The 22,141-nt window shown below is 72.1% G+C and carries 24 protein-coding genes; 14 read left to right on the forward strand and 10 right to left on the reverse strand.

The window, feature by feature from the left end:
• Positions 1-155 precede the first annotated feature (155 nt).
• Positions 156-1,379 (forward strand): NAD(P)/FAD-dependent oxidoreductase, encoded by a 1,224-nt coding sequence (locus ISP_RS09795; RefSeq protein WP_013223723.1) that lies wholly within the window; start codon positions 156-158, stop codon positions 1,377-1,379.
• On the opposite strand, the gene ISP_RS09800 is transcribed toward ISP_RS09795, so the two are convergent.
• A complete protein-coding gene (locus ISP_RS09800) occupies positions 1,348-2,091 on the reverse strand; it encodes a MerR family transcriptional regulator (protein WP_013223724.1) in 744 nt (247 codons plus the stop codon). The genes ISP_RS09795 and ISP_RS09800 overlap by 32 nt on opposite strands.
• A 54-nt stretch (positions 2,092-2,145) precedes the next feature.
• Here ISP_RS09800 and ISP_RS09805 point away from each other — a divergent pair, with 54 nt between their 5' ends.
• Positions 2,146-2,400, forward strand: a complete 255-nt coding sequence (locus ISP_RS09805; protein ID WP_013223725.1) for a hypothetical protein — start codon at positions 2,146-2,148, stop codon at positions 2,398-2,400.
• Here ISP_RS09805 and ISP_RS09810 read toward each other — a convergent pair.
• A complete protein-coding gene (locus ISP_RS09810) occupies positions 2,390-3,595 on the reverse strand; it encodes a multidrug effflux MFS transporter (RefSeq protein WP_013223726.1) in 1,206 nt (401 codons plus the stop codon). The genes ISP_RS09805 and ISP_RS09810 overlap by 11 nt on opposite strands.
• Positions 3,596-3,802: 207 nt before the next feature.
• On the opposite strand from ISP_RS09810, the gene ISP_RS09815 reads away from it, so the two are divergent.
• The 6 genes from ISP_RS09815 to ISP_RS09840 all read left to right on the forward strand — a co-directional run bounded on the left by ISP_RS09815 (position 3,803) and on the right by ISP_RS09840 (position 10,364).
• Complete coding sequence (locus ISP_RS09815) at positions 3,803-4,654, forward strand: fumarylacetoacetate hydrolase family protein (RefSeq protein ID WP_013223727.1); 852 nt, start codon at positions 3,803-3,805, stop codon at positions 4,652-4,654.
• A 2-nt stretch (positions 4,655-4,656) separates the two neighbouring features.
• The gene (locus tag ISP_RS09820) at positions 4,657-5,961 is read left to right on the forward strand and encodes a mandelate racemase (protein WP_013223728.1); all 1,305 of its coding nucleotides are present in this window, start codon (positions 4,657-4,659) and stop codon (positions 5,959-5,961) included.
• Positions 5,954-6,739 (forward strand): SDR family NAD(P)-dependent oxidoreductase, encoded by a 786-nt coding sequence (locus ISP_RS09825; RefSeq protein ID WP_013223729.1) that lies wholly within the window; start codon positions 5,954-5,956, stop codon positions 6,737-6,739. The genes ISP_RS09820 and ISP_RS09825 overlap by 8 nt, the downstream gene beginning before the upstream one ends.
• Positions 6,740-6,802: 63 nt before the next feature.
• Positions 6,803-7,834, forward strand: coding sequence for a sugar ABC transporter substrate-binding protein (locus ISP_RS09830; protein WP_013223730.1), 1,032 nt, complete (start codon positions 6,803-6,805; stop codon positions 7,832-7,834).
• Positions 7,831-9,354, forward strand: a complete 1,524-nt coding sequence (locus ISP_RS09835; protein WP_013223731.1) for a sugar ABC transporter ATP-binding protein — start codon at positions 7,831-7,833, stop codon at positions 9,352-9,354. Before ISP_RS09830 ends, ISP_RS09835 begins: the two co-directional genes overlap by 4 nt.
• Positions 9,351-10,364 (forward strand): ABC transporter permease, encoded by a 1,014-nt coding sequence (locus tag ISP_RS09840; protein ID WP_013223732.1) that lies wholly within the window; start codon positions 9,351-9,353, stop codon positions 10,362-10,364. The genes ISP_RS09835 and ISP_RS09840 overlap by 4 nt, the downstream gene beginning before the upstream one ends.
• Before the next feature lie 42 nt (positions 10,365-10,406).
• Here ISP_RS09840 and ISP_RS09845 read toward each other — a convergent pair whose 3' ends face one another.
• A complete protein-coding gene (locus ISP_RS09845) occupies positions 10,407-11,153 on the reverse strand; it encodes a FadR/GntR family transcriptional regulator (protein WP_013223733.1) in 747 nt (248 codons plus the stop codon).
• 81 nt (positions 11,154-11,234) lie between these two features.
• On the opposite strand from ISP_RS09845, the gene ISP_RS09850 reads away from it, so the two are divergent.
• The 3 genes from ISP_RS09850 to ISP_RS09860 are packed head-to-tail and all read left to right on the forward strand — an operon-like array spanning position 11,235 to position 13,200.
• Positions 11,235-11,378, forward strand: a complete 144-nt coding sequence (locus ISP_RS09850) for a hypothetical protein (protein ID WP_155258923.1) — start codon at positions 11,235-11,237, stop codon at positions 11,376-11,378.
• A 5-nt stretch (positions 11,379-11,383) separates the two neighbouring features.
• Complete coding sequence (locus ISP_RS09855) at positions 11,384-12,352, forward strand: aldo/keto reductase (protein ID WP_013223734.1); 969 nt, start codon at positions 11,384-11,386, stop codon at positions 12,350-12,352.
• Complete coding sequence (locus ISP_RS09860) at positions 12,349-13,200, forward strand: amidohydrolase family protein (RefSeq protein WP_013223735.1); 852 nt, start codon at positions 12,349-12,351, stop codon at positions 13,198-13,200. Before ISP_RS09855 ends, ISP_RS09860 begins: the two co-directional genes overlap by 4 nt.
• A gap of 35 nt (positions 13,201-13,235) precedes the next feature.
• Here the strand turns inward: ISP_RS09860 and shbA are convergent, their stop codons facing one another.
• The 4 genes from shbA to ISP_RS09880 all read right to left on the reverse strand — a co-directional run bounded on the left by shbA (position 13,236) and on the right by ISP_RS09880 (position 15,458).
• On the reverse strand, positions 13,236-13,892 hold the full coding sequence (shbA, locus tag ISP_RS09865; protein WP_049878092.1) for an RNA polymerase sigma factor ShbA: 657 nt from the start codon (positions 13,890-13,892) through the stop codon (positions 13,236-13,238).
• A 253-nt stretch (positions 13,893-14,145) separates the two neighbouring features.
• On the reverse strand, positions 14,146-14,442 hold the full coding sequence (locus ISP_RS09870) for a DUF202 domain-containing protein (RefSeq protein WP_013223737.1): 297 nt from the start codon (positions 14,440-14,442) through the stop codon (positions 14,146-14,148).
• Positions 14,443-14,613: 171 nt separating this feature from the next.
• Positions 14,614-14,967, reverse strand: a complete 354-nt coding sequence (locus tag ISP_RS09875; RefSeq protein ID WP_013223738.1) for a YidH family protein — start codon at positions 14,965-14,967, stop codon at positions 14,614-14,616.
• An 11-nt stretch (positions 14,968-14,978) separates the two neighbouring features.
• The gene (locus tag ISP_RS09880) at positions 14,979-15,458 is read right to left on the reverse strand and encodes a GtrA family protein (protein ID WP_013223739.1); all 480 of its coding nucleotides are present in this window, start codon (positions 15,456-15,458) and stop codon (positions 14,979-14,981) included.
• Between the two features lie 149 nt (positions 15,459-15,607).
• Between ISP_RS09880 and ISP_RS09885 the strand changes: the two genes are divergently transcribed.
• A complete protein-coding gene (locus ISP_RS09885; RefSeq protein WP_013223740.1) occupies positions 15,608-16,018 on the forward strand; it encodes a hypothetical protein in 411 nt (136 codons plus the stop codon).
• A 76-nt stretch (positions 16,019-16,094) separates the two neighbouring features.
• The gene (locus tag ISP_RS09890; RefSeq protein ID WP_013223741.1) at positions 16,095-16,388 is read left to right on the forward strand and encodes an iron-sulfur cluster biosynthesis family protein; all 294 of its coding nucleotides are present in this window, start codon (positions 16,095-16,097) and stop codon (positions 16,386-16,388) included.
• Between the two features lie 310 nt (positions 16,389-16,698).
• Here the strand turns inward: ISP_RS09890 and ISP_RS09895 are convergent, their stop codons facing one another.
• The 3 genes from ISP_RS09895 to ISP_RS09905 are packed head-to-tail and all read right to left on the reverse strand — an operon-like array spanning position 16,699 to position 20,888.
• Positions 16,699-17,820 (reverse strand): glycerate kinase, encoded by a 1,122-nt coding sequence (locus ISP_RS09895; protein WP_013223742.1) that lies wholly within the window; start codon positions 17,818-17,820, stop codon positions 16,699-16,701.
• The gene (locus ISP_RS09900) at positions 17,817-18,761 is read right to left on the reverse strand and encodes a 2-hydroxyacid dehydrogenase (RefSeq protein ID WP_013223743.1); all 945 of its coding nucleotides are present in this window, start codon (positions 18,759-18,761) and stop codon (positions 17,817-17,819) included. The genes ISP_RS09895 and ISP_RS09900 overlap by 4 nt, the downstream gene beginning before the upstream one ends.
• Before the next feature lie 30 nt (positions 18,762-18,791).
• The gene (locus tag ISP_RS09905) at positions 18,792-20,888 is read right to left on the reverse strand and encodes an alpha-galactosidase (RefSeq protein WP_013223744.1); all 2,097 of its coding nucleotides are present in this window, start codon (positions 20,886-20,888) and stop codon (positions 18,792-18,794) included.
• A gap of 76 nt (positions 20,889-20,964) precedes the next feature.
• Between ISP_RS09905 and ISP_RS09910 the strand changes: the two genes are divergently transcribed.
• Positions 20,965-22,134: an ROK family protein gene (locus ISP_RS09910; protein WP_230468749.1), complete on the forward strand. Its 1,170-nt coding sequence runs from the start codon at positions 20,965-20,967 to the stop codon at positions 22,132-22,134.
• The last annotated feature ends 7 nt before the right edge of the window (positions 22,135-22,141 follow it).

A 22,141-nucleotide genomic window follows, 5' to 3' on the forward strand; every position in this document is an offset into this window, starting at 1 on the left:
GGAGCGGACCCCGGCGGCCCTATGACGCGGGTTCACCCGATCTGCCTACTCGCGAGTTTTGTCTTGCGCTTTGCGGGTTTTCGGCGTAGCTGCGGTCGTGGCGCGGCCGGTTCGGTAGTAGCGTCCGGGGCACGAGCCGTCTTCGGGAGGTCTGGATGTCGGAACCGCGGAAGATCGTCATCGTCGGTGCGGGCCTGGGTGGGGCGTCCGCGGCGGCCGCGGTGCGCGAACGCGGGTACACCGGCGAAATCCTGCTGATGGGCGCGGATCCACACCGCCCGTACGAGCTGCCGCCGCTGTCGAAGGGCGTGCTGCTGGGCAACGCCGACGAACCCGACTGGGTGCACGAAGAGAAGTTCTACGCCGAGAAGGACATCCGCTTCGGCGCCGGCGTCACGGCGACCCGGATCGAGCTCGGCGCCCGGCTGGTGCTCGACGACGCGGGCGGCGAACACCGCTACGACCGGCTGGTGCTGGCGACCGGCTCCCGGCCGCGCCCGCTGCCGGTGCCCGGTGGCGACCTGCCGGGGCTGTACACGCTGCGCACCCTGGACGACTCGCTCAAGCTGCGTTCGGCGTTCGCCGCGGCCGAGCGCGTGGTGATCGTCGGCGCCGGCTGGATCGGCTCCGAAGCGGCCGCGGCGGCCCGGAAGCACAACGCGGAGGTGACGGTCGTCGACCCGGTGCCGGTGCCGCTGGCGAACGTGGTCGGCGAGACGGTCGGCGGGGTGTTCCGCGACCTGCACGTCTCGAACGGCGTCCACTACCGCTTGGGCGAGCAGGTCGCGGAGATCACGGGCGGCCCGGACGGCGTCCGCGGCGTCCGGTTGAGCGGCGGCGAAGAGCTGACGGCGGACGTGGTCCTGATCGCGGTCGGCGCGGCCCCGAGGGTGGAGTTGGCCCACGCGGCGGGCCTGGAGCTCGCCGACGACGGCGGGGTGGCCGTGGACGCGGGCCTGCGCACGGCGGCGCCCGACGTCTACGCGGTGGGCGACATCGCCGCCCACTTCCACCCGCGGTACGGGCGGCGCGTCCGCGTGGAGCACTGGGCGAACGCCAAGGACCAGGGCACGCACGTGGCGCAGAACCTGCTGGGCGAGAACGAGCCGTTCCTGGCCTCGCCGTACTTCTTCACCGACCAGTACGACCTGGGCTGCGAATACCGCGGCCTGGCCGACCCGGCCGCGGACGAACTGGTGGTCCGCGGCGACCTGGCGTCCCGCGAGTTCACGGCGTTCTGGCTGCACGAGGGCGAAGTGGCGGCGGCGATGAACGTGAACATGTGGGACGACGGGGATGCCTTGGGTGCCTTGGTCGACGGCGACGCGAAGGTGACGGCGGAGCAGCTCAGGACGGCGGAGTTGGCTTCGCTGGTGTGAGGCGTTCGCGGATCAGCGCGTCGAGCCGGCGCCAAGCGGGTGACGACGCGTTGACCGCACCCTGCACCAGCGCCGGGATCGCGGAATCCCGTTCGTACGAAGGCAGTTCCGCGCCGTAGCGGGCTCGGGTCGCGGCGACGAGCCGCGAACCCAGCGCCTCGACGCGCGGATCGTGCGGGTCGAGGTCGTGGATCCGGTCGTACTCGAGGACCAGGGAGAGCAACGCCGGGTCGCCCAGCATTGCCGACTGGTCGCGGAAGTTGCGGTGTGCCGTCTCCGGGTGGGTGGCGAACACCAGCAGCCAGAGGTCGTTCTGCAGCGTCACCCACCGCTCGCTGAACCCGAGGCCCGGCAGCCGGCCGAGGTGGGCCACCACCTCGTCCGGCAGGGGCGAAAGGTCGCCGTCGGCCAGGCGCCGGAGCCGGGAGCGGGTGGCCTGCAGGGCCTCGATCCGGGCGGCCAGGTCGTCGTCGATCCGCCGGAGCGCCGCGGCGAGCCCGTCGCCGGCGCGGAGTTCGCGGATGCGGGCCAGCGGGACGCCGGCCTCGGCGAGCGTGCGGATCTTGATCAGCTCGACCGCGTCGGACGCGCGGTACCGCCGGTAGCCGGAACGGTCGCGGTCCGGCTCCGGGAGCAGGCCCTTCGCGTGGTAGACGCGGATCGTCTTGGTCGTGACCCCGACGTACCCGGCGAGCTGTCCGATGGTGAGCACCTCGCCATCGTCGCACTTGACCTTGCCCTGGGGGCAAGGTTGCATGCTGGCCGCATGACCGATCACGAAACCCTGCGTGCGCTGGCCGACGAGGGCAACGAGACCGCGCTCGACCGGCTGGCCGACCTCGCCGACGCCCGCGGGGACGTCGAGGAGCTGAGCGAGCTGCTGGACGAAGGCTGCGACCACGCCGGCGAGCTGCTCACCCGCCGGGCGGTCGCCGCGAAAGACCTCTTGCAGCTGCAGCGGATCGCCGACGCCGGCCACGAACCCGCCGGTGACGAGCTGGAGCGCCTGCTCAGGAAGTAGCCGGGCGCGTCAGCGCCAGGTAGGCCACCAGCGCCAGGACGGCGAACCCGGCCATGGTCGCGGCCATCGGCACCGCCGTGCCCGGTCCGCCCAGGCCGACCAGCGGCGTCGCCACCGCGCCCACCGCGAACTGCAGCACGCCCAGCAGCGCCGAAGCCGCCCCGGCCGAGCGCGCGTGCGAAGCCAGCGCCAGCGAACTCGCGTTCGGCATCACCAGGCCGATGCTCGACACCAGCAGGAACAGCGACACCAGGAGCAGGGCCAGCGGCGCGTGGAAAAGCACCGAGGCCAGCACCGAGGCTCCGCCGGTCACGCCGAGCAGCAGGCCGGAGCGCAGCAGCGCCCGCTCCCGGATCCGCCCGACCAGACGGCCGTTGAGCTGACCCGCCAGCACGATCCCGACGCCGTTCGCCCCGAACACCACGCTGTAGGCCTGCGGGCTGAGCCCGTACACGCCCTGCAACGCGAACGACGAGCCCGAGATGTAGGCGAACATCGAGGCGAACAGCAGCCCCGACGCCAGCGCGTAGCCGGCGAACGACCGGTCCAGCGCCAGCCGCCCGTACGTCCGCAGCACCGGGCCGAGCCGGAGCGGAGACCGCGCGGCCGACGGCTCCGGCAGGAAGAACACCACCACGGCCAGCAGCAGCGCGCCGAACGCCGTCAGCACGACGAACACCCCGCGCCACGACGTCCAGTTCAGCAGCTGCCCGCCGATGAGCGGCGCCAGGATCGGCGCCAGGCCGCTGACCAGCATCAACGTCGAGAAGAACTTCGTCATCGCGGTCCCGGAGAACAGGTCCCGCACGGTGGCGCGCGCGATCACGATCCCCGCGGCGGCGCCGAGCGACTGCACGAGCCGCGCCGCGACCAGGAGCCAGGCGTCCGGGCTCACCGCGCACAGCACCGAGCCCACGACGTACAGCACCAGCCCGGCGAGCAGCGGACGACGGCGGCCCAGCGCGTCCGACAGCGGGCCGAGCACCAGCTGGCCCAGGGCCAGTCCGACGATGAACGCGCTGAGCGTCAGCTGGACCGTGCTGTCCGCCGCGTGCAGGTCGGCCGCCATCCGGGGCAGCGCGGGCAGGTACATGTCGATCGACAGCGGCCCGAACGCGGTGAGGCCGCCCAGGACGAGGACGAACTTCAGCTGCGCCCGCCGGCTCGGCGCGGTAGGTTCCGCCGCGATGGTCATGCACGTCCCTTCGTCCCCTCTCCGTGGACCAGCGGGAAGGGCCCCGGTGCTATTCCGGCTGTGACCGGTGACACCCCGTGGTCACCCGGTCAGGAACCGACACTGATCCGATCAATTTTGCGACCGATTCGGCGAAGCCTCTGGATCGACGGTCTCGACTGCGATATACATCGGATGTCTGGTCGGTGTGGGTGAAGGGAAACATCCGTGCAGCTGCTGCGTCTCGGGGAGCCGGGGAGTGAGCGTCCGTTCGTGCGCGCCGGCGACGGCACGACCTACGAACTGGGCGGCCTCACCGCCGACATCGACGGCGGCTTCCTCGCCGCGGACGGGATCGCGCGCGCCGCCGCCGCCCTTGCCGCGGGAGAACTGCCGGCCGCTTCGGAGACCGGGCTGCGCGTCGGCTCGCCGATCGCCCAGCCCGGCAAGGTCGTCTGCATCGGCATGAACTACCGCCGCCACGCCGAGGAAACCGGTGCGACCCCGCCCACCGAACCGGTCGTCTTCATGAAGGCGCCGGACGTCGTGGTCGGCCCGTCCGACGACGTCCTCATCCCGCGCGGGTCGGTCAGCACCGACTGGGAGGTCGAGCTCGGCGTCGTGATCGGCAATACCGCCCGCTACCTCGAGAGCGTCGACGACGCCCTGGAGCACGTGGCCGGCTACGTCGTCTCGAACGACGTCTCCGAGCGCGCGCTGCAGTTCCGCACCCCGCAGTGGGACAAGGGCAAGTCGTGCGAGAACTTCAACCCGCTCGGCCCGGCGCTGGTCCCGGCGGGCGAGGTGCCCGACCCGCAGGACCTCGGCCTGCGGCTGTGGGTCAACGGCGAGAAGAAGCAGGACTCGTCCACCAAGGACATGATCTTCGGCGTGGCCGAGATCGTCCACCACCTGAGCCAGGTGATGGTGCTGCGGCCGGGCGACCTGATCAACACCGGCACCCCGGAGGGCGTCGCGCTCGGGCAGCCCGACCCGAAGCCGTACCTGCGCGACGGCGACGTCATCGAGCTCGAGATCGACGGTCTCGGGCGGCAGCGCCAGACCGCGAGGCAGGCCTGACCATGGCGAAGATCATCGGCATGGAGGTCCTCGACGTCCGGTTCCCGACGTCGAAGGAGCTCGACGGCTCGGACGCGATGAACCCCGACCCGGACTACTCCGCCGCGTACGTCGTGCTGCACGCCGACGGCGGCCCGGACGGCTACGGCCTCGCGTTCACCATCGGCCGCGGGAACGACGTCCAGGCGGCCGCGATCCGCGCGCTGGCCCCGCACGTCGTCGGCCGCGAGGTCCCGGAGGACGCGGCCGCGCTCGGCGACCTGTCCCGCACGCTCGTCGGCGACTCGCAGTTCCGCTGGCTGGGCCCGGAAAAGGGGGTCGCGCACATGGCCGTCGGGGCGGTGGTCAACGCCGCGTGGGACCTCGCCGCGCGCCGCGCCGGCCTGCCGGTCTGGCAGTTCGCCGCGCGGATGACCCCCGAAGAACTCGTGTCGCTCGTCGACTTCCGGTACCTCACCGACGCGCTCACCGAAACCGAAGCCCTGGACATCCTGCGCCGCGCGGAACCCGGCCGCGCCGAACGGGAGAAGCAGCTGCAGGCGAACGGCTACCGCGCCTACAGCACTTCACCCGGCTGGCTCGGGTACGCCGACGCCAAGCTCGTGCGGCTGGCCGAGCAGGCCGTCGCCGACGGCTTCGAGATGATCAAGCTGAAGGTCGGCGGCAACCTCGAGGACGACGTCCGCCGGATGAAGCTGGCGCGCGAGACGGTCGGCGACGGCATCCGGATCGCCGTCGACGCCAACCAGCGCTGGGACGTCTCCGCCGCGGTCACCTGGATGACCGCGCTGGCGCCGTTCGACCCGTACTGGATCGAGGAGCCGACCTCGCCGGACGACGTTCTTGGCCACGCGGCGATCGCGAAAGCCCTGGCGCCGATCAAGGTCGCCACCGGCGAGCACGTCCAGAACCGGGTGGTGTTCAAGCAGCTGCTGCAGGCGGACGCCATTTCGGTGCTGCAGCTGGACGCCGCCCGCGTCGGCGGCTTCAACGAAAACCTGGCGATCCTGCTGCTGGCGGCCAAGTTCGGCGTCCCGGTGTGCCCGCACGCCGGCGGGGTCGGGCTCTGCGAGCTCGTCCGGCACCTGTCGATGTTCGACTTCGTGGCGGTGTCCGGCACCGACGCGGACCGGTCCATCGAGTGGGTCGACCACCTGCACGAGCACTTCACCGACCCGGCCGTCGTCGAGCGCGGCCGCTACCTCGCCCCGACCGCACCCGGGTTCTCCGCGCGCATGCACGACGCCACGCTGCGCCGGTTCCGCTTCCCGGACGGTCCCGAGTGGACGGAGACCGCAAGTGAGTGAATTCGAGGGCCTGGTGGCCGCCGTCACCGGAGGCGCCTCGGGGATCGGCAAGGCCGTCGCCACCCTGCTGGCCGAACGCGGTGCGCAGGTGGCGGTGCTCGATCTCAAGCCCGAAGCGCGCTCTACCGCTGAGGGCTCATCAGCACAGCCGGACGACGACGGCTTCCGCTGCGACGTTTCCTCGGACGACGAAGTGCGCGCGGCGATCGACGCCGTCGTGGAACGGTTCGGCCGCCTCGACATCCTGGTGAACAACGCCGGGATCGGCGCGCAGGGCGACGTCACCGCCAACGGCGACGACGAGTGGCACCGCGTGTTCGACGTCAACGTCGTCGGGATGGTCCGGCTCGCCCGGGCCGCGCTGCCGCACCTGAAGAACTCGCCGTCCGCGGCGATCGTCAACACCTGCTCCATCGCGGCCTGGGCGGGTCTGCCCAGCCGCGCGCTCTACTCGGCCAGCAAGGGCGCCGTGCTCTCACTGACCCTGGCCATGGCGACCGACCACCTGCCCGACCGGATCCGCGTCAACTGCGTGTGCCCGGGCACGGCGGACACCCCCTGGGTGGGCCGGCTGCTCGACACCGCCGACGACCCGGCGGCCGAACGCGCGGCCCTCGCGGCGCGCCAGCCGATGGGCCGGCTGGTCACCGCCGACGAGGTCGCGAACGCCATCGTCTACCTCGCCAGTCCCCTTTCCGCCTCGACCACCGGCACCGCGCTCGCGGTCGACGGCGGCATGTACGGCCTGCGTCCTCGCGGTCCCGTTCACCACGACTAACAAGACTTGATTTCCGCTGTCATCAAGGAGGATGCGGTGCGCGCTGTGGTATTTCACAACAGAGTGATCCAGGTGGCCGCCACGGCCGCCGTCTGCGGCCTGGTTCTGGCCGCGTGCGGGTCCACCAAGGACAATGCGGCCGCCCCGGCGGCAGGCGGCGGCGCGGGCGGCAAGGTCGGCGCGACGCTGCCCCTGCTGACCTCGCCGTTCTGGCAGGCCTACAACAACTACGTCCCGAAGATGGCCAAGGAAGAGGGCGTCGACGTCCTCCCGACGGTCAACGCCGACAGCGACCCCGCGAAGCTGATCACCGACATCGGCACGTTCCTCAACCAGGGCGTCAAGGGCCTGGTCGTGACGCCGCTGGACTCGGCCGCCATCGTCGCCGGGCTCAAGCAGGCGGAGAACAAGGGCGTGCCGGTCGTCGCGGTCGACGTCGCCCCCGAGAGCGGCAAGGTCGCCATGGTGGTGCGGGCCGACAACAAGGCCTACGGCACCAAGGCCTGCGAAGCGATCGGCGAGAAGGTCAAGTCCGGCAAGGTCGTGCAGATCATGGGCGACCTGGCCTCGGTCAACGGCCGCGACCGCTCGGAAGCCTTCCGCGACTGCATGAAGTCCAAGTACCCCGGCATCCAGGTGCTGGAGATCCCGGCCGAGTGGAAGGCCGACAAGGCCTCTTCCGGCCTCGACAGCATGCTGACCGCGAACCCGGACATCAAGGGCGTCTACATGCAGGCCGGCGGCGTCTACCTGGCCCCGACCGAGCAGGCGCTCAAGCGCAAGAACCTGTTCTTCCCGGTCGGGGACCCGAAGCACATCGTGCTCGTCTCCAACGACGGCATCCCGCAGGAGCTGGCCGCGATCCGCGCCGGCGAGCTGGACGCCACGGTGTCCCAGCCGGCCGACGCGTACGCGAAGTACGGCCTGTACTGGCTGAAGAAGGCCATGGCGGGCGAGACGTTCAAGCCGGGCCCGACCGACCACGCCAGCACCATCGTCGAGATCAGCCCCGGCATCCTCGAGGACCAGCTGCCCGCGCCCGTCATCACCAAGGACAACGTGGACGACAAGGCCCTCTGGGGGAACAACCTGTGACCGCGCTGCCCGCCGGCGAATCCGCCGTCCCGGTGGTCAGCGCTGTCGGTGTCGGAAAGCGCTACGGCCCGACCGTGGCACTGCACGACGTCAGCCTCACCGTGCACCCCGGCGAGTCGCACGCGCTCGTCGGGCGCAACGGGGCCGGCAAGTCGACGCTCGTCTCCATCCTCACCGGCCTGTCCGCCACGGACACCGGGCACGTCGAGTTCGGCGGCGAGCCGGCCCCGCCCCTGACCAGGCAGGACGACTGGAAGGCGCGCGTGGCCTGCGTGTACCAGCACGCGATGGTCGTCCCGCAGCTCACCGTGGCCGAGAACCTGTTCCTCAACCGGCAGGCGGGCGGCGGGTTCTCGATCGGCTGGAGGTCCCTGCGGCGCAAGGCCCGCGAGCTGCTCGACTCGTGGGACGTGCACGTCGACGTCGACACCCCCGCCGGGGACCTGTCGGTCGAGGACCGGCAGTTCGTCGAGATCGCCCGCGCGCTGTCCTACGGCGCCCGGTTCATCGTCCTCGACGAGCCGACCGCGCAGCTGGACAGCCAGGCCATCGAGCGGCTCTTCGAGCGGATGCGCCAGATGCAGGCGGGCGGGGTGACGTTCCTGTTCATCTCGCACCACCTGCACGAGGTCTACGAGGTCTGCCAGGCGGTGACCGTGCTGCGCGACGCGAAGCACGTGCTCACCGCACCGGTGGCCGAGGTCGGCAAGGCCGAGCTGGTCGACGCGATGACGGGCGAACCCGGCGGTCTTTCGGTCCGGGACGCCGCTTCCCGGGAGTCCTTGGAAGCGGACGCCGCGGAGATCCTTTCGGTGGACGGATTGTCCGGCGACAGCTTCCGTGATGTCTCTTTCCGGCTGCGCCGCGGCGAGGTGGTCGGGCTCGCGGGCAGCAACGCCAGCGGCAAGCACCAGGTCGCCGAGACGGTCTACGGCCTGCGGACGCCGTCCGCGGGCACGATCCGCGTCGACGGCTCGCCGCTGCGGCCGGGCGACATCCCGGCGGCGCTGCGGGCGGGGATCGGCTGCGTGCCGCGCGACCGGCACCACGAAGGCCTGGTCCTCGAGCACTCGATCGCCGACAACGCGACGATGTCCATTTTGGACAAGCTGGGCCGTGGCGGGATCGCGTCGCCGCGCACCCGGTTCGCGAGGGCGTCGCAGGCGTTGAAGGACTACGACATCGTGGCCGCGAGCGCCGAGCAGCCCGTGTCGGACCTCTCCGGCGGCAACCAGCAGAAAGTCGTGCTGGCGCGGGCCTTGATCGGCGATCCGCGGGTGGTCGTGCTGATCAACCCGACGGCCGGGGTGGACGTGAAGTCGAAAGAGGCGCTGCTCGCGGTCGTCGACCGGGTGCGCGCCGAGGGCAAGGCGGTGCTGATCGTCAGCGACGAGCTGGACGACCTGCGCCTGAGCGACCGGGTCCTGGTGCTGCGCGCCGGGGCCGTGGTCGCCGAGCACCAGGCCGGGTGGTCCGACGGCGACCTCGTGGCCGACATCGAAGGAGTCGAGCTTTCGTGACCGACGTGATGACCTCTCCGCAGACGGAGCTCCCCGCGCCACCGCGCCGCCGCAAAGCCGTCTGGCTGCGTGAACTCGCCCTGCTGCCCGCGCTGGTCGTGGTGTTCGTCATCGGCGGCCTGGTCGACGACACGTTCGTCGGCTGGAGCAACATCGTCAGCATCCTGACCGCGTCGGCGGCGCTGTCGCTGGTCGTGCTGGGCGAGTCGCTGGTGCTGATCACCGGGAAGTTCGACCTGTCGCTGGAATCGACGATGGGCCTGGCGCCCGCGCTGGGTGCGATGGTCGTGATCCCGGCGGCCTCCGCGGGCTTCGGCGTCGAGCTGCCCGCCGCGATCGGGCTGCTGGTGATCCCGCTGTGCGGGGCGCTGGTCGGGTTCGTCAACGGCTTCCTGATCGTGAAGCTGAAGCTGAACGCCTTCATCGTCACCCTGGCCATGCTCACCGTCCTGCGCGGTGTCCAGGTCGGCTCGACCAAGGGCAAGACGCTGTTCAACCTGCCGGACTCGTTCACCGACCTGGCGACCACGACGTTCCTCGGCCTGCCGATGTCGGTGTGGCTGGCGGCGCTGCTGTTCGCGGTCGCCGGCTGGGTGCTGCGCTACCACCGCGTCGGCCGCGCGCTGTACGCGATCGGCGGCAACCGCGAGGCCGCGCGGGCGGCGGGTGTCCGCGTCGACCGGATCGCGTGGGCGGTGTTCGTCGTCGCCGGGGTCCTCGCCGCGATCGGCGGGCTCGCCTACACCGGTTACGTCGGGGCCTTGGGCGCGAACCAGGGATCGGGCATGATCCTGCAGGTGTTCGCGGCGGCGGTGATCGGCGGTGTCTCGCTCGACGGCGGCAAGGGCACCCTGGTCGGCGCCCTCACCGGCGTCCTGCTGCTGTCGTCGGTGGCCAGCCTGCTCAACTACGCGCACGTCACGGCGGAGTGGCAGGGGGCGATCTACGGCGCCATCATCCTGGTCGCGCTGATCATCGCCCGGTACGCGGGCGGAAAGCCCCAGACCTGACGCTCACCCCGTGAAGATCCGACGTTCTCAGGAGTGCGTGTGCTACGAGGCTTCCGCGGCCGGCTCGGCGTCCGGGTCCGGCCCTGCCGGATCGAGCGCCGTCGGGTCGTCCGCGGTGCCCAGGGCGTTGCGCAGCCACTGCTCGACTCCCGCGACGTGCACGGTCGCCCACGAGCGGGCCAGTTCCGGCTCGCGCGCGGCGATGGCCTCGTAGATCGCCGTGTGCTGTTCGCGGGTCTTCGCGACCGCACCCTCCTGGGTGAGGCCGCGCCAGATCCGGGCACGGGCGGTCGGCCCGGAGAGGCTGTCGAGCAGCGAGCAGAGCACGGGGTTGCCGGAGCCGTCGGCGATCTTGCGGTGGAACTGCAGGTCGTTGGCGACCAGCGCTTCCACGGTCGGCGAGTCCTCCAGCTCGCTGAGCAGCGTGCCCAGCTCCGCGATGTCGGCGTCGCTCATGTGCAGCGCGGCCAGCGCGGTCGCGGCGGGCTCGAGGATCCGGCGCACGGCCAGGAAGTCGAGCACGGTGTCGTCGCGGTGGAAGTCGACCACGAACGTCATGGCGTCGAGCAGCAGGTTGGGCTCGAGGCTGGTGACGTACGTGCCGTCGCCCTGGCGCACGTCGAGCACCCTGATCAGGCACAACGCCTTGACGGCCTCCCGCAGGGAGCTGCGCGACAGCCCGAGCCGCTGGGCCAGCTCGGCCTCCTTCGGCAGCCGGTCGCCCGGCGCCAGCTCGCCGGTGATGATCATGTCCTTGATCTTGTCGATCGCGACATCGGTGACGGGCATCGCGTCCGCCCTCCCTGCAACAGACCTCGGATGTTTCGGTGGTGCTCCCCAGCGTGCCATGTCCCGGCCGGGGAAGGGGCGATGACCCACCAGCGCCCACCACAACGGGTGGCTCCGCGCGACGCCGGCGTCCCCTCCCGGAGGATCCGGCGTAACGGACCCGGCCTGTTCCACGTCCTCGAAGTCGACGGCTGCAAGGTGATGGAACTGCCGGTGGAGGAGTGACGGCGTTGGAACTCTCCCTGTCCCCGCTGGGGCTCGGCTGCGCGCAGCTGGGCAACCTGTACCACGCGATCAGCGACGAGACGGCGGCCGCGACCGTCCGGCGCGCGTGGGACGAGGGCGTCCGCTACTTCGACACCGCGCCGCACTACGGCCTCGGCCTGTCGGAGGCCCGGCTGGGCGCGGCGCTGAGCACGTACCCGCGGGACGAGTACGTGCTCTCGACGAAGGTCGGCCGCGTGCTGGAGCCGAACCCGGACGGCGCCGGCGCCCGGGACGACCAGGGCTTCGCCGTGCCGGCCGCGTACAAGCGCCGGTGGGACTTCAGCCGCGACGGCGTTCTGCGGTCGCTCGAAGACAGCCTGACCCGGCTGGGGCTGGACCGTGTCGACATCGTCTACGTCCACGACCCCGATGACCACTTCGAGGAGGCGGTTTCGGGGGCGTTCCCGGCGTTGCGCGAGCTGCGGGACCAGGGCGTGATCGGCGCGTTCGGGGCCGGGATGAACCAGGCGCCGATGCTGGCCGAGTTCGTCCGCCGCACCGACCTGGACGTCCTGCTGGTGGCCGGCCGCTACACGCTGCTCGACCAGCCCGCGCTGGACGAGCTGTTCCCGCTGTGCGCCGCGCGGGACGTCCGCGTGGTGGTCGGGGGCGCGTTCAACGGCGGGATACTGGCGACCGCCGAACCGGGCCGGGTCTACGACTACGCCGAAGCGCCCGCGGAGCTGGTCGAGCGGGCCGGGCGGATCGCGGAGATCTGCGCGCGGCACGGCGTCGAGCTGCCCGAAGCGGCGCTGGCGCTGCCGATGGCGCATCCTGTGGTCGCGTCGGTGGTCGTCGGAGCGCATGATCCGGAGCAGGTGGGTGTGAACGCGCGCCGGGCCCGGGCGGTCGTGCCACCGGCCCTGTGGACCGAGCTGGCCGACGCGGGACTGCTGCGCGCCGACGTCGTCATCGCCGAAGGAGTCTCATGATCGACGCGCACCACCACCTGTGGGACCCCACGCGGCGCGAGTACCCGTGGATGGCCGGGGAGGCCATGGACCCGATCCGCCGCCCGTACACGGTCGACGACCTGCGCGCGGTGACGAAGGCGGCGGGCGTGCACGCGACCGTCCTGGTCCAGACGGTGTCCTCGGAAGAGGAGACGGCGGAGTTCCTCGCGACCGCGGCGGCGGAGCCCGTGATCGCGGGCGTGGTCGGCTGGGTGGACCTCACGGCTCCGGACGTCGCCGACCGCTTGGCCGCCCTCGAGGGCCCGCTGGCCGGGATCCGGCACCAGGTGGAGGGCGAGCCGGACGACGACTGGCTGCTGCGGCCGGAGGTGGTCGCCGGGCTGAGCACCGTGGCGGCGGCGGGATTGGCGTTCGACCTGCTGGTCCGCCCCGCGCAGCTGCCGGCCGCGGCCGAGGTGGCGTTGCGGCTGCCCCAGCTGCGCCTGGTTCTCGACCACGCGGCGAAGCCCCCGATCGCGGCGGGGGACTGGGAGCTGTGGGCGTCCGGCGTGGCCGCGCTGGCGGCGCGCGAGAACGTCGTGTGCAAGCTGTCCGGGCTGGTCACCGAGGCCGACTGGTCGGGCTGGGAGGTCGGGCACCTGCGCCGGTACGTCGACCACGTGCTGGAGGTGTTCGGCCCGGCGCGCCTGCTGTTCGGCTCGGACTGGCCGGTCTGCGAACTGGCGGCGTCCTACGAGGTGGTCCTCGACGCGGCGATCGCCCTGACGGGCTCGCTGTCGGACGCCGAGCGCCTGGCCGTCTTCGAGCACAACGCCCGCACGACCTACGGGCTGGATGCGGGCGGGGTCACCTCCTCCAGGGGGTAAACGGAGGTTCCCCCGCCCGCCGCTCAAGTGGTCTGTCAGAACTCCTCGTCGCGGATCATGCCGCGCAGCCGGGTCAGCGCCCGGTGCTGCGTCACCCGGACGTTGCCCGCGGAGATCCCCAGGGCTTCGGCGGTTTCGGTCGCCGAGAAACCGACGGCGATGCGCAGGGTCAGGATCTCCTGCTGCACCCGGGGCAGGGAGGCGAGCAGCCGGCCGAGACGGGCGCCCAGGTCGAGGTGCAGCGCGTGGCTCTCCGGCTCGTTGCCGGCCACCAGCGGGCGCTCCGGGAGCTCGGGGACGGGCTCGGAGCGGTCGCGGGCGACGGCGCGGTAGGCGTCGGCGACCTTGTTGGCCGCGATCGCGTGGACCAGGTACAGGAAAGAGCCGCCGCGGTCCTGGTAGTCGGGCAGCGCCTTGAGCACGGCCAGGCAGACTTCCTGGGCGACGTCGTCGGCCGAGAGGTAGGACAGGTCACGGCCGCCCATGCGCGCGCGGCAGTAGCGGACCACCACCGGCTCGATCATCTGCAGCAGCGAGTGGATCGCGGCCGGGTTGCCCTCGCCCGCGTCCTTGACGAGGGGGTCGAGGTCCTCCTTGGTGAGCCGTCCGCCCGGGCGGGGCAATGACTCGGGGGTGCGATAATCGCGATCACTGGAAGCGGATTGTTCGGTGGTCCTCGGCGGTGCTGTCATGGTCGTCTCCCCGGCCGACCCTCGACCGTCGCTGCCGGGGGTTCAACACTCCGTAACTGATCCATCGCAGACGCTCCGGATGATCGAGGCGCATCTGCGGTCCGTGCGACGCAGGGTAATCGTAAGCACCTCCAGGCGGGTCAGTCCAGATTTCAACGACCAATACCCCGTTAGCAGTAGGGACCGTGATGTTCCCGCGACCCGGACCCGCACATTGCGATTAATCGGTTTCAGGATGTGCCGACTTCACCCGTCAGTGGAAGACGACCACGGAAGCGGCGGTCACGGTCACGGCCAGCGACGCGATCGCGGGCAGGACGCGGCTCGGCGGCCCCGGTTCGGCGGCGCGCAAGGCCCGTTCGCGGTGCATCCCGATGGCCGCCAGCAGGGCAGATGTCCCCGCGGCGAGCAACGCGGGGACCAGGGAGCCACCCCAATGGCGCTGGGCGGCGGCGTGCAGCAGCAGTACCGTGCAGGCGGCGGACGAGAGTGCGGTCCGCCGCCAGGCGAGCCCGGTACGCTCCGCCTGAGCGCCTCCGGGGGTGGTCACGGCCGGAGCTCCCGCTGCTTGGCGGTACTTTTGACGTCACGATAATCGCGAACCGGCGGTATTCGCGTCCGGCGGCGCCGGTCCTCCGCGGCGGATCGTCCGGCTCGGCGGGCCGGCCGGGCGGACGGACCGGTTTTCGCGGCCGTCACCGTCCGCAGCCTTCCGTGTCACTCACGAGACCACCAGCAGCACGGCCGCGGCGACGATGAGCGCCAGCAGGCCGCCCGTCAGCGCCAGGGTCATCCAGCTGCGCGGCAGGGGTTCCCCGGCCCGCATCGCGATCTGCACCCGCCGCCACCGCGGGTACGCGGTCGCGGCGAGGACGGCGGCCAGCGCGACGCACAGCCCGGCGAGCACCGCGCTCGCCGCGGCCGGCGCCGGCACCAGCTGGTGCACGGCGACGCCGCCCGCGAGCAGGCCGAGGGCCGTGCGGAGCCAGGCGAGGAAGGTGCGTTCGTTGGCCAGCGTGAAGCGGTAGTCCGGTTCGGTGCCGCCCGAGTGGGGCTTGATGTCGTCCGAGGCCACGCCCCCAGACGCTAGCCGGTGTGCGCGGCCGCGGCCGGTCCGGTGCGGTGCGCGAAGACCCACCAGCGCAGCACGGCGAAGCGCACGAACCCGCCGACCACGCTGGCCAGCAGCAGCGTGCCGGTTTCCTCCCACGACGTCGGCCGGTCGACGAAGGCGTCGAGGACGGCCAGCACGGCCGAGCCGTACAGGGCGTAGAAGGCGAAGGTGAGCAGGTCCTGCAGGTGCCGCTTCCCGGCGTTGCTCGGGCGGCCGGCGAAGGTGACGCGGCGGTGGAATTCGGTGTTCCCGACCGTGGTGAGCGCGATCGCGACCAGGTTCGCCACCTGGGAGCCGAGCTCGTCGCGCAGCAGGAGGAACAGAGCGGCCTGGACGCCGGTTGTCACTACGCCGGCCACGACGTACCACGCGGCGTGGGTGCCGAGCTCGTGGTGCCGGTCCGGATCGGTGGCGAGCAGCCGGTGCCCCGGTGCGCACCTGGTGGTGGCCATGATCCCAACCTACCCCGCGTTCACAAACTTGTGAATGTGTTAAACCGGTTGAAGAAATGTGATCCCGGTGACACCGCCGGGTTTCGCCGCCCCGCCGGCCGGGGTAGGTCACTTGCCGACGACAACTTTCCGATGCGCCAGGAGGGCCAGTGAGTGACCGTGACCCGGCCGAACCGCAGAGCTTGAGCCCCAGCGAGGCGCTGGACGAGGACGAACTGCGCGTGGACTCGCTCGAAGAGGGCATCGAGCCGCCCGAGCACTGGAGTGCCGCGAACCGCTACGGCACCACGCCCCGGGAGATGCGCGAAGGCGAGCCGATGGACCAGCGCCTGGCCGAAGAGGTGCCGGACGCCGAGCCGGAGCAGGTCCCGGAGCGCCCGCTCGCGGCGACGCCGGCGGCGGAGCTCGACGAGACGATCGAGGACGCACCGCCGGACTTCGAGCCGGTGGCCCCGGAGGAGGCCGTGGCGCGTCGCCATTCCAGCCCGGGGGTGGACGCTCGGCCGGACTACGCCGGCGAATCGGTGGCGGACGCCATTCGCGCGGCGCGGCAGGGCTGATCCGCTCAGACTGCACGCCCGTTCGGCCGCCCCTAGCGTGGGGCTGCATCGACCGCGACGAAGGGAAGGCAGAAAAATGCTGACCGTGACCGAAGCCGCCGCCGAGGCGATCACCGCCCTGACGAGCCAGGGGGAGGGCGAGGCCGGGCTCCGCCTGGCGGTCCAGAACGCAGACGGCGAAAGCGCCCAGCTGGCGCTGTCGGTGGCTCCCGAGCCGGCCGAGGGCGACAGCGTGCTGGGGGAGGAGGAAGGCCCGAAGGTGTTCCTCGAGCCCCAGGCGGCCGCGCTGCTGGACGACAAGGTGCTCGACGTCCAGGAGGACGACGCGGGCGGCGTGGCGTTCGCCGTGCTGCCCCAGCACACGAGCTGACCGGGGCGGACGGGCCTTTCGCCCCTCGGATGCGGAAGGCCCGTCCGCTCGCGGCCTCGACGCCGGTGTGCTTTTGTGCGCGGCCACCCGCTTCGGCCCGGAGCGAATCATCCGCGGCTGCCGAGCCCGCCATTCGCCAACCAGCCCCGCGAGATGCGCTTCGGCCAGCCGAGCGGCAGCAATTTCCGCGCGATGCGCGAAACAACCTCGCGATGCCCCTGACCCGCGTCTCGCCCGCCGCCGGGCCAGGCGGCAGTCACTTTCGCGTGCGGCCTTCCTCGCGCCCCATTTGCCTCCCGAAGCCCCCTCGCTACTCCTTCCGCCAAGCGCGAACCAGCTCCGCAGCCCGGCCCCGCAGCAACTCCGCCGCATGCTCCCGAGCGTGGTCCAGCGAAGGTGCGTGATCGATCAGCGCGCTGCTCCCCACCACCCCCAGCCGCGCCAGTCCCGCCGCGTCGAGCTGGATCCGGCCCGCCAGCGCCAGCAGCGGCACCCCGCGCGCCCGCGCCCGGTCGGCGATGCCCGCCGGGGCCTTGCCGTTCAAGCTCTGCTCGTCCAGCGATCCCTCGCCGGTGATCACGAGGTCCGCGCCGTCCAGCGCCTGATCGACCCCGGTCAGCCCGGCGATGAGGTCGAACCCGGACTCGACACCCGCCCCGAGCGCGATCGCCGCCGCCGCCACCCCGCCCCCGGCGCCCGATCCCGGCACCCGCGAGACGTCCGGCGCGCCGCCCACCTGCAGTGCGTGGGCCCACCGCCCCAAACCCTCGTCGAGTAGCGCCACCTCCGAAGGCCCGGCCCCCTTCTGCGGCCCGAACACCGCCGCCGCGCCGTCCGGGCCCAGCAGCGGGTTCGTCACGTCGGTCGCGACCGCCACGTGCACGCCGCCCAGCCGTTCCCGCGCCGGCGTCAGCTCCGTCGACGCCACCCGCGTCAGCGTCCCGCCGCCCAGGCCGACCGGCGCGCCGAACGCGTCGAGCACGCCGGCGCCCAGCGCTCCCAGCATCCCGGCCCCGCCGTCGGTGCTGGCCGTGCCGCCGACCGTGAGCACGAGCCGCTTCGCGCCGTGGATCAGCGCGTCCGCCAGCAGCTCGCCGACACCCCACGTGTGCGCGGCCAGTGCGGTCGCCGGCGAAGGTTCGACGAATTCGATGCCGCACGCGCGCGCCGATTCGATGTACGCCGTGCCGTCCAGCACCGCGTACCGCGCCTGAACCGGCTCCTCGAGCGGCCCGCGGACCGCCATCCGCACGATCCGCGCGCCCGCGGCCTCCAAGACGTCCAGGGTGCCTTCGCCGCCGTCGGCGACCGGGCAGGTGACGATTTCCGCGTCCGGCAAGGCATCGCGCACGCCGAGCGCGATCGCCTCCGCGGCCTCGACCGCGGTGAGACTGCCCTTGAACTTGTCGGGCGCGATGACGACACGGGTCACGGCTTCACCTCCGTCAGCGGGGGACGCCCGGCGAGCACCGCCGCGACGTTGCGCGCGGCCAGCACGGCCATCGCGGTGCGGGTCTCGACCGTCGCCGAGCCCAGGTGCGGGCTGAGCACGACGTCGTCCCGGCCGAGCAGCCGCGGTTCGACCTCGGGTTCCTTTTCGAACACGTCGAGCGCGGCCCCGGCGATCTCGCCGGCTTCCAGCGCGTCGGCCAGCGCGGCTTCGTCGACGACCGGGCCGCGGGTCGTGTTCACCAGGTACGCGCCGGGTTTCATGGCCCGCAACGCGGCGGCGTCGATGAGGTGCCGCGTCTCGGGCGTCAGCGGGCAGTGCAGCGAGACGACGTCCGCGCGTGCCAGCAGTTCTTCGAACGAAACGAACTCGGCGTCGGTGTCCTGCTTCGACCGTCCTGAGTAGACGATCGGCATCCCGAACGCCGACGCCCGCTTCGCCATCGCCCGCCCGATCTGCCCGAACCCGACGATGCCCAGCGTCTTGCCCTGCAGCCCGGAGCCGAGCAGGAAGCCGAGGTGGAACGACCACGGCGTGCGCGAGCGCAGCAGCCGTTCCCCTTCGCCGAGGCGCCGCGTGACGGCGAGCAGCAGCCCGAAGGCGAGGTCGGCGGTGGCGTCGGTGAGCACGCCCGGCGTGTTCGTGACGACCACCCCACGGGAAGCCAGCGCCGGGACGTCGACGTTGTCGTACCCCACGGCGACGTTCGCGACCACCTTCAGCCCGGGACCGGCGGCGTCGGCCAGCGCGCCGTCGAGCCGGTCGTGCAGCATCCCGACCACGGCCGACGCACCGCCGACGAACTCGTGCAGTTCGGCGCGTGTCAACGGCCGATCGGCGGGTGACACCTCCACCTCGCCTGCCTCGGCGAGGAGCTTCACCGCGTCGTCGGGTATCCATCGGGTCACCGCGATCTTGGCCACGTCGACAGCCTAGGTCACGGCACCGACAATTCAGTCGACACGCGTCAGCCGCACCACCGCGCTCGCGTACCCGCTGCCGGGAAGATCGACGGCCAACCCGTGGCTCAGCAACACCGCCCCGTGGTGCACGACGCCGTCCTGGTCGCGATAGAGCCCGGCAGGATCCAGGGCCGCCGGCCGCGGCGGGGTGAACGGCCGCGCGAACTCCGTCGGCCGCCGCCAGAAGATGACGACGACGGAGCCGCCGAGCACGTACTGCACCGCCGTCAACGCCGAGGTCGCCGGATCCGCCAGGCGATACAGCGTGCCGTGCTGCACGACGGGCCGGATCTCCTTGTACAGCGCCACGAGCGACGCCGCTTCGGCGAGTTCGTCCGGCGTCCAGCGCGGCAGGTCACCGCCCAGGCCGAGCACGCCCGCCATCGCCACGTGGAACCGGAAGCTCAGCGGCGCCTCCCGCTGCGTGGCCGGGTTCGGGCTGTCGGTCACCCAGGCCGACATCGTGCCCGCAGGATAGAGCTGGCCGTAGCCGTGCTGGATCGTGATCCGGTCGGCGGCATCGGTGTTGTCCGAGGCCCAGATTTCGTCGGTACGCGCGAGAATCCCCAGGTCGGTGCGCCCGCCGCCGCCCGCGCACCCCTGGATCCGCAGGTCCGGGTGGTCGGTGCGCAGCCGGTCCAGGATCGCGTACACCGCCCGCACGTGGCCGACCCACAGCCGCTGCGCGTCCGGGCCCGCCTCGGGCCAGCCCGCCTCGGTGAACGCGCGGTTCATGTCCCACTTGAGGTAGTCGATGCCGTGCTCGCCGACCAGGCGGTCGAGCCACTTGTGCGCCCAGTCCGCCACGTCCGGCCGGGCGAAGTTCAGCACCAGCTGGTTGCGCAACGTCGTCCGGGAGCGGTTCGCCATGTGCAGCACCCAGTCCGGGTGCGCGCGGTAGAGGTCGCTGTCCGGGTTGACCATCTCCGGCTCGACCCACAACCCGAACCGCATCCCGTGTGCGTGGACCGCGTCGACCAGCGGCCCCAGTCCGTCCGGGAAGCGCTGCTCGTTGGCGATCCAGTCGCCGAGCCCGGCCGAGTCGCCGGTGCGCGCGCCGAACCAGCCGTCGTCCATGACGAACAGCTCGGCTCCGACGCGAGCCGCCGCGGCCGCCAGCTCGGATTCGGTTCGCTCGTCGACGTCCCAGCCGGTCGCTTCCCAGGAGTTGTAGACGACCGGCCGCAGCTCGCCCGGGTGCGGCTGGACGAACTCGCGGACGTAGGCGTGCCAGCGCCGGCTCGTGCCGCCGAAGCCGTCCGCCGCGTAGAGCCCGGCGAACACCGGCGTCTCCCACGTTTCGCCCGGCTGCAGCCGCCAGGCGACGTGCTCGTGCCCGAACCCGCCGGTCCACGTGACGCGGCCGGTGTGCGTGCGCTCCACGGTGATCCGCCAGCTCCCGCTCCACGCCAGCGCACTGCTCCACACCTCGCCGTCGGTCTCCGTCGCGTCGCCCGCGTCGAGCATCACCCACGGGTTGACCTGGTGGCTGGAGGCGCCGCGACGGCTGGTGAGCGTGGTTTCGCCGACCGGCAGCGGTTCCCGCAGCACGCCGTATTCGGCGCTCCACGCGCCGGACGTCCGGCTCAGCCGCACGTCGTCGCGCCGGGGGAGCGTCCACGACGCGGAATCCGTGCGCAGCAACGCAATCGGCTCTTCCGAACCGGTGTGCCGCAGCGATGTCCAGCGTTCGACGACGTCGCCGCGGACGCGGTAGTGCAGGGACAGCTCCAGCGGGTAGTACCGGTCGGCGAGCCGCACGACGAGCGTGTCGTCTTCGAGCGCGAAGCCGTCGTAGCACCACTCGAGCGCCGAAGTGCCGTCGGAGTACCGGACGGCCAGTGCCGCGACGCCGAAGAACGCGCCGCCCTCGGCCGGGAGTTCCTGCCGCTCGTCGCCGGGCTCGTCGAAGCTGCTGTCGGCCGGGTTGCGGCGCGCGGCGACCTGCGTGGCCTGGGCCAGCGTCAGCGGCGGGCCCCAGTGGACGTGCCGCGGGCGGTCGTCGGCGTCCAGCCGGAAGGCGTACGAGCTCTCGGGGGTGCGCAGCAGCCAGAGCCGGTGCGCGGGGGCGTGTTCGACGAGCGACATGCCCGACAGCGTAGAGCTGACCAGCGCAGAAATAAATTCTTGACGAAGTTAATTAAATCTCTCTACCCTTCCGGCCATGCCTCGCAGTGCACCGGCAAGGGCGCCGATCACCAGCCCCGCGGCCGCGACCGTGTTCACCACGGTCCTGACCGAAGGGCCGGTTTCGCGGGTCGACGTCGCCCGCCGCACCGGGCTCTCCTCCGCCGCGGTCACCAAGGCCGCCCGGCCCTTCATCGAGGCCGGCTACCTCGAAGAACTCGCCTCCGGAGGTCGCACCGCCCCCGGCGCCGGCCGCCCGGCGAACCCCCTGGCCATCCGCCCGGACCGCGAGTACTTCGTCGGCGTCAAGATCACCGGTGACGACCTGATCGGCGTGGTCACCGACCTGCGCGCCGACGTCCGGGCCAGCGCCCACCACGCGCTGACCAGCCATGACGTCGATCACGTCGTCCGCGCACTGGCCGATCTCGCCGGGGAGCTGCTGTCCGGCGACCTCCGCGAGCGCGCCTACTGCCTGGGCGTCGCGGTGTCGGGCGACGTCGACCGCGCCTCCGGCGTCGTCCGGTACTCCCCGTTCCTCGGCTGGCGGGACGTTCCCCTGGCCGAACTCCTCGAGGAGGCCACCGGGCTGACCGTGACCCTCGAAAACGACGTCAAGGCCCTCGCCGTCGCCGAGCAGTGGTTCGGCGAAGGGGTCGGGGCGTCGTCGTTCGCGCTGGTCACCGTGGGGACGGGGATCGGCAGCGCACTCGTGGTCAACGGCGGTCTGGTCCGCGGCGCCCACGGCGTCGCCGGCGAAATCGGGCACGTCCCGGTCGCCGACGGCGGGCCGTCGTGCCACTGCGGCGGGCGGGGCTGCGTCGAGGCGATCGCGTCCACCGAAGCGATTCTGACGCGCGCCCGGCAGGTCACCGGCGAACCCGCGCTGTCGATGGACGACGCCGTGATGCGCGCCCGGGGCGGCGATGAGCCGCTGCGGGAGGTCTTCGCCGCCGCGGGCCACGCGATCGGCCTCGGGCTGGCCGCGCTGGTCAACCTGTTCGGCCCGGAACGGGTGGTGGTCTCGGGGGAGGGCGTCGCCACCTACGACCTGTTCGAGGAGCAGATCCGCCGGACCTTCGCGGTCCAGGCGTTCGCCAGCGCCGCCCGCTGCGGCCTGGTCATCCGGCCGCTGCCGTTCGAGGAGTGGGCCCGTGGTGCCGCCGCCGTCGCCGTGCAAAGCCTGTTCGTGTCCGACAGCGTCTAAGGAGAAC

It is taken from the genome of Amycolatopsis mediterranei (assembly GCF_026017845.1).
Lineage (GTDB): Bacteria > Actinomycetota > Actinomycetes > Mycobacteriales > Pseudonocardiaceae > Amycolatopsis > Amycolatopsis mediterranei.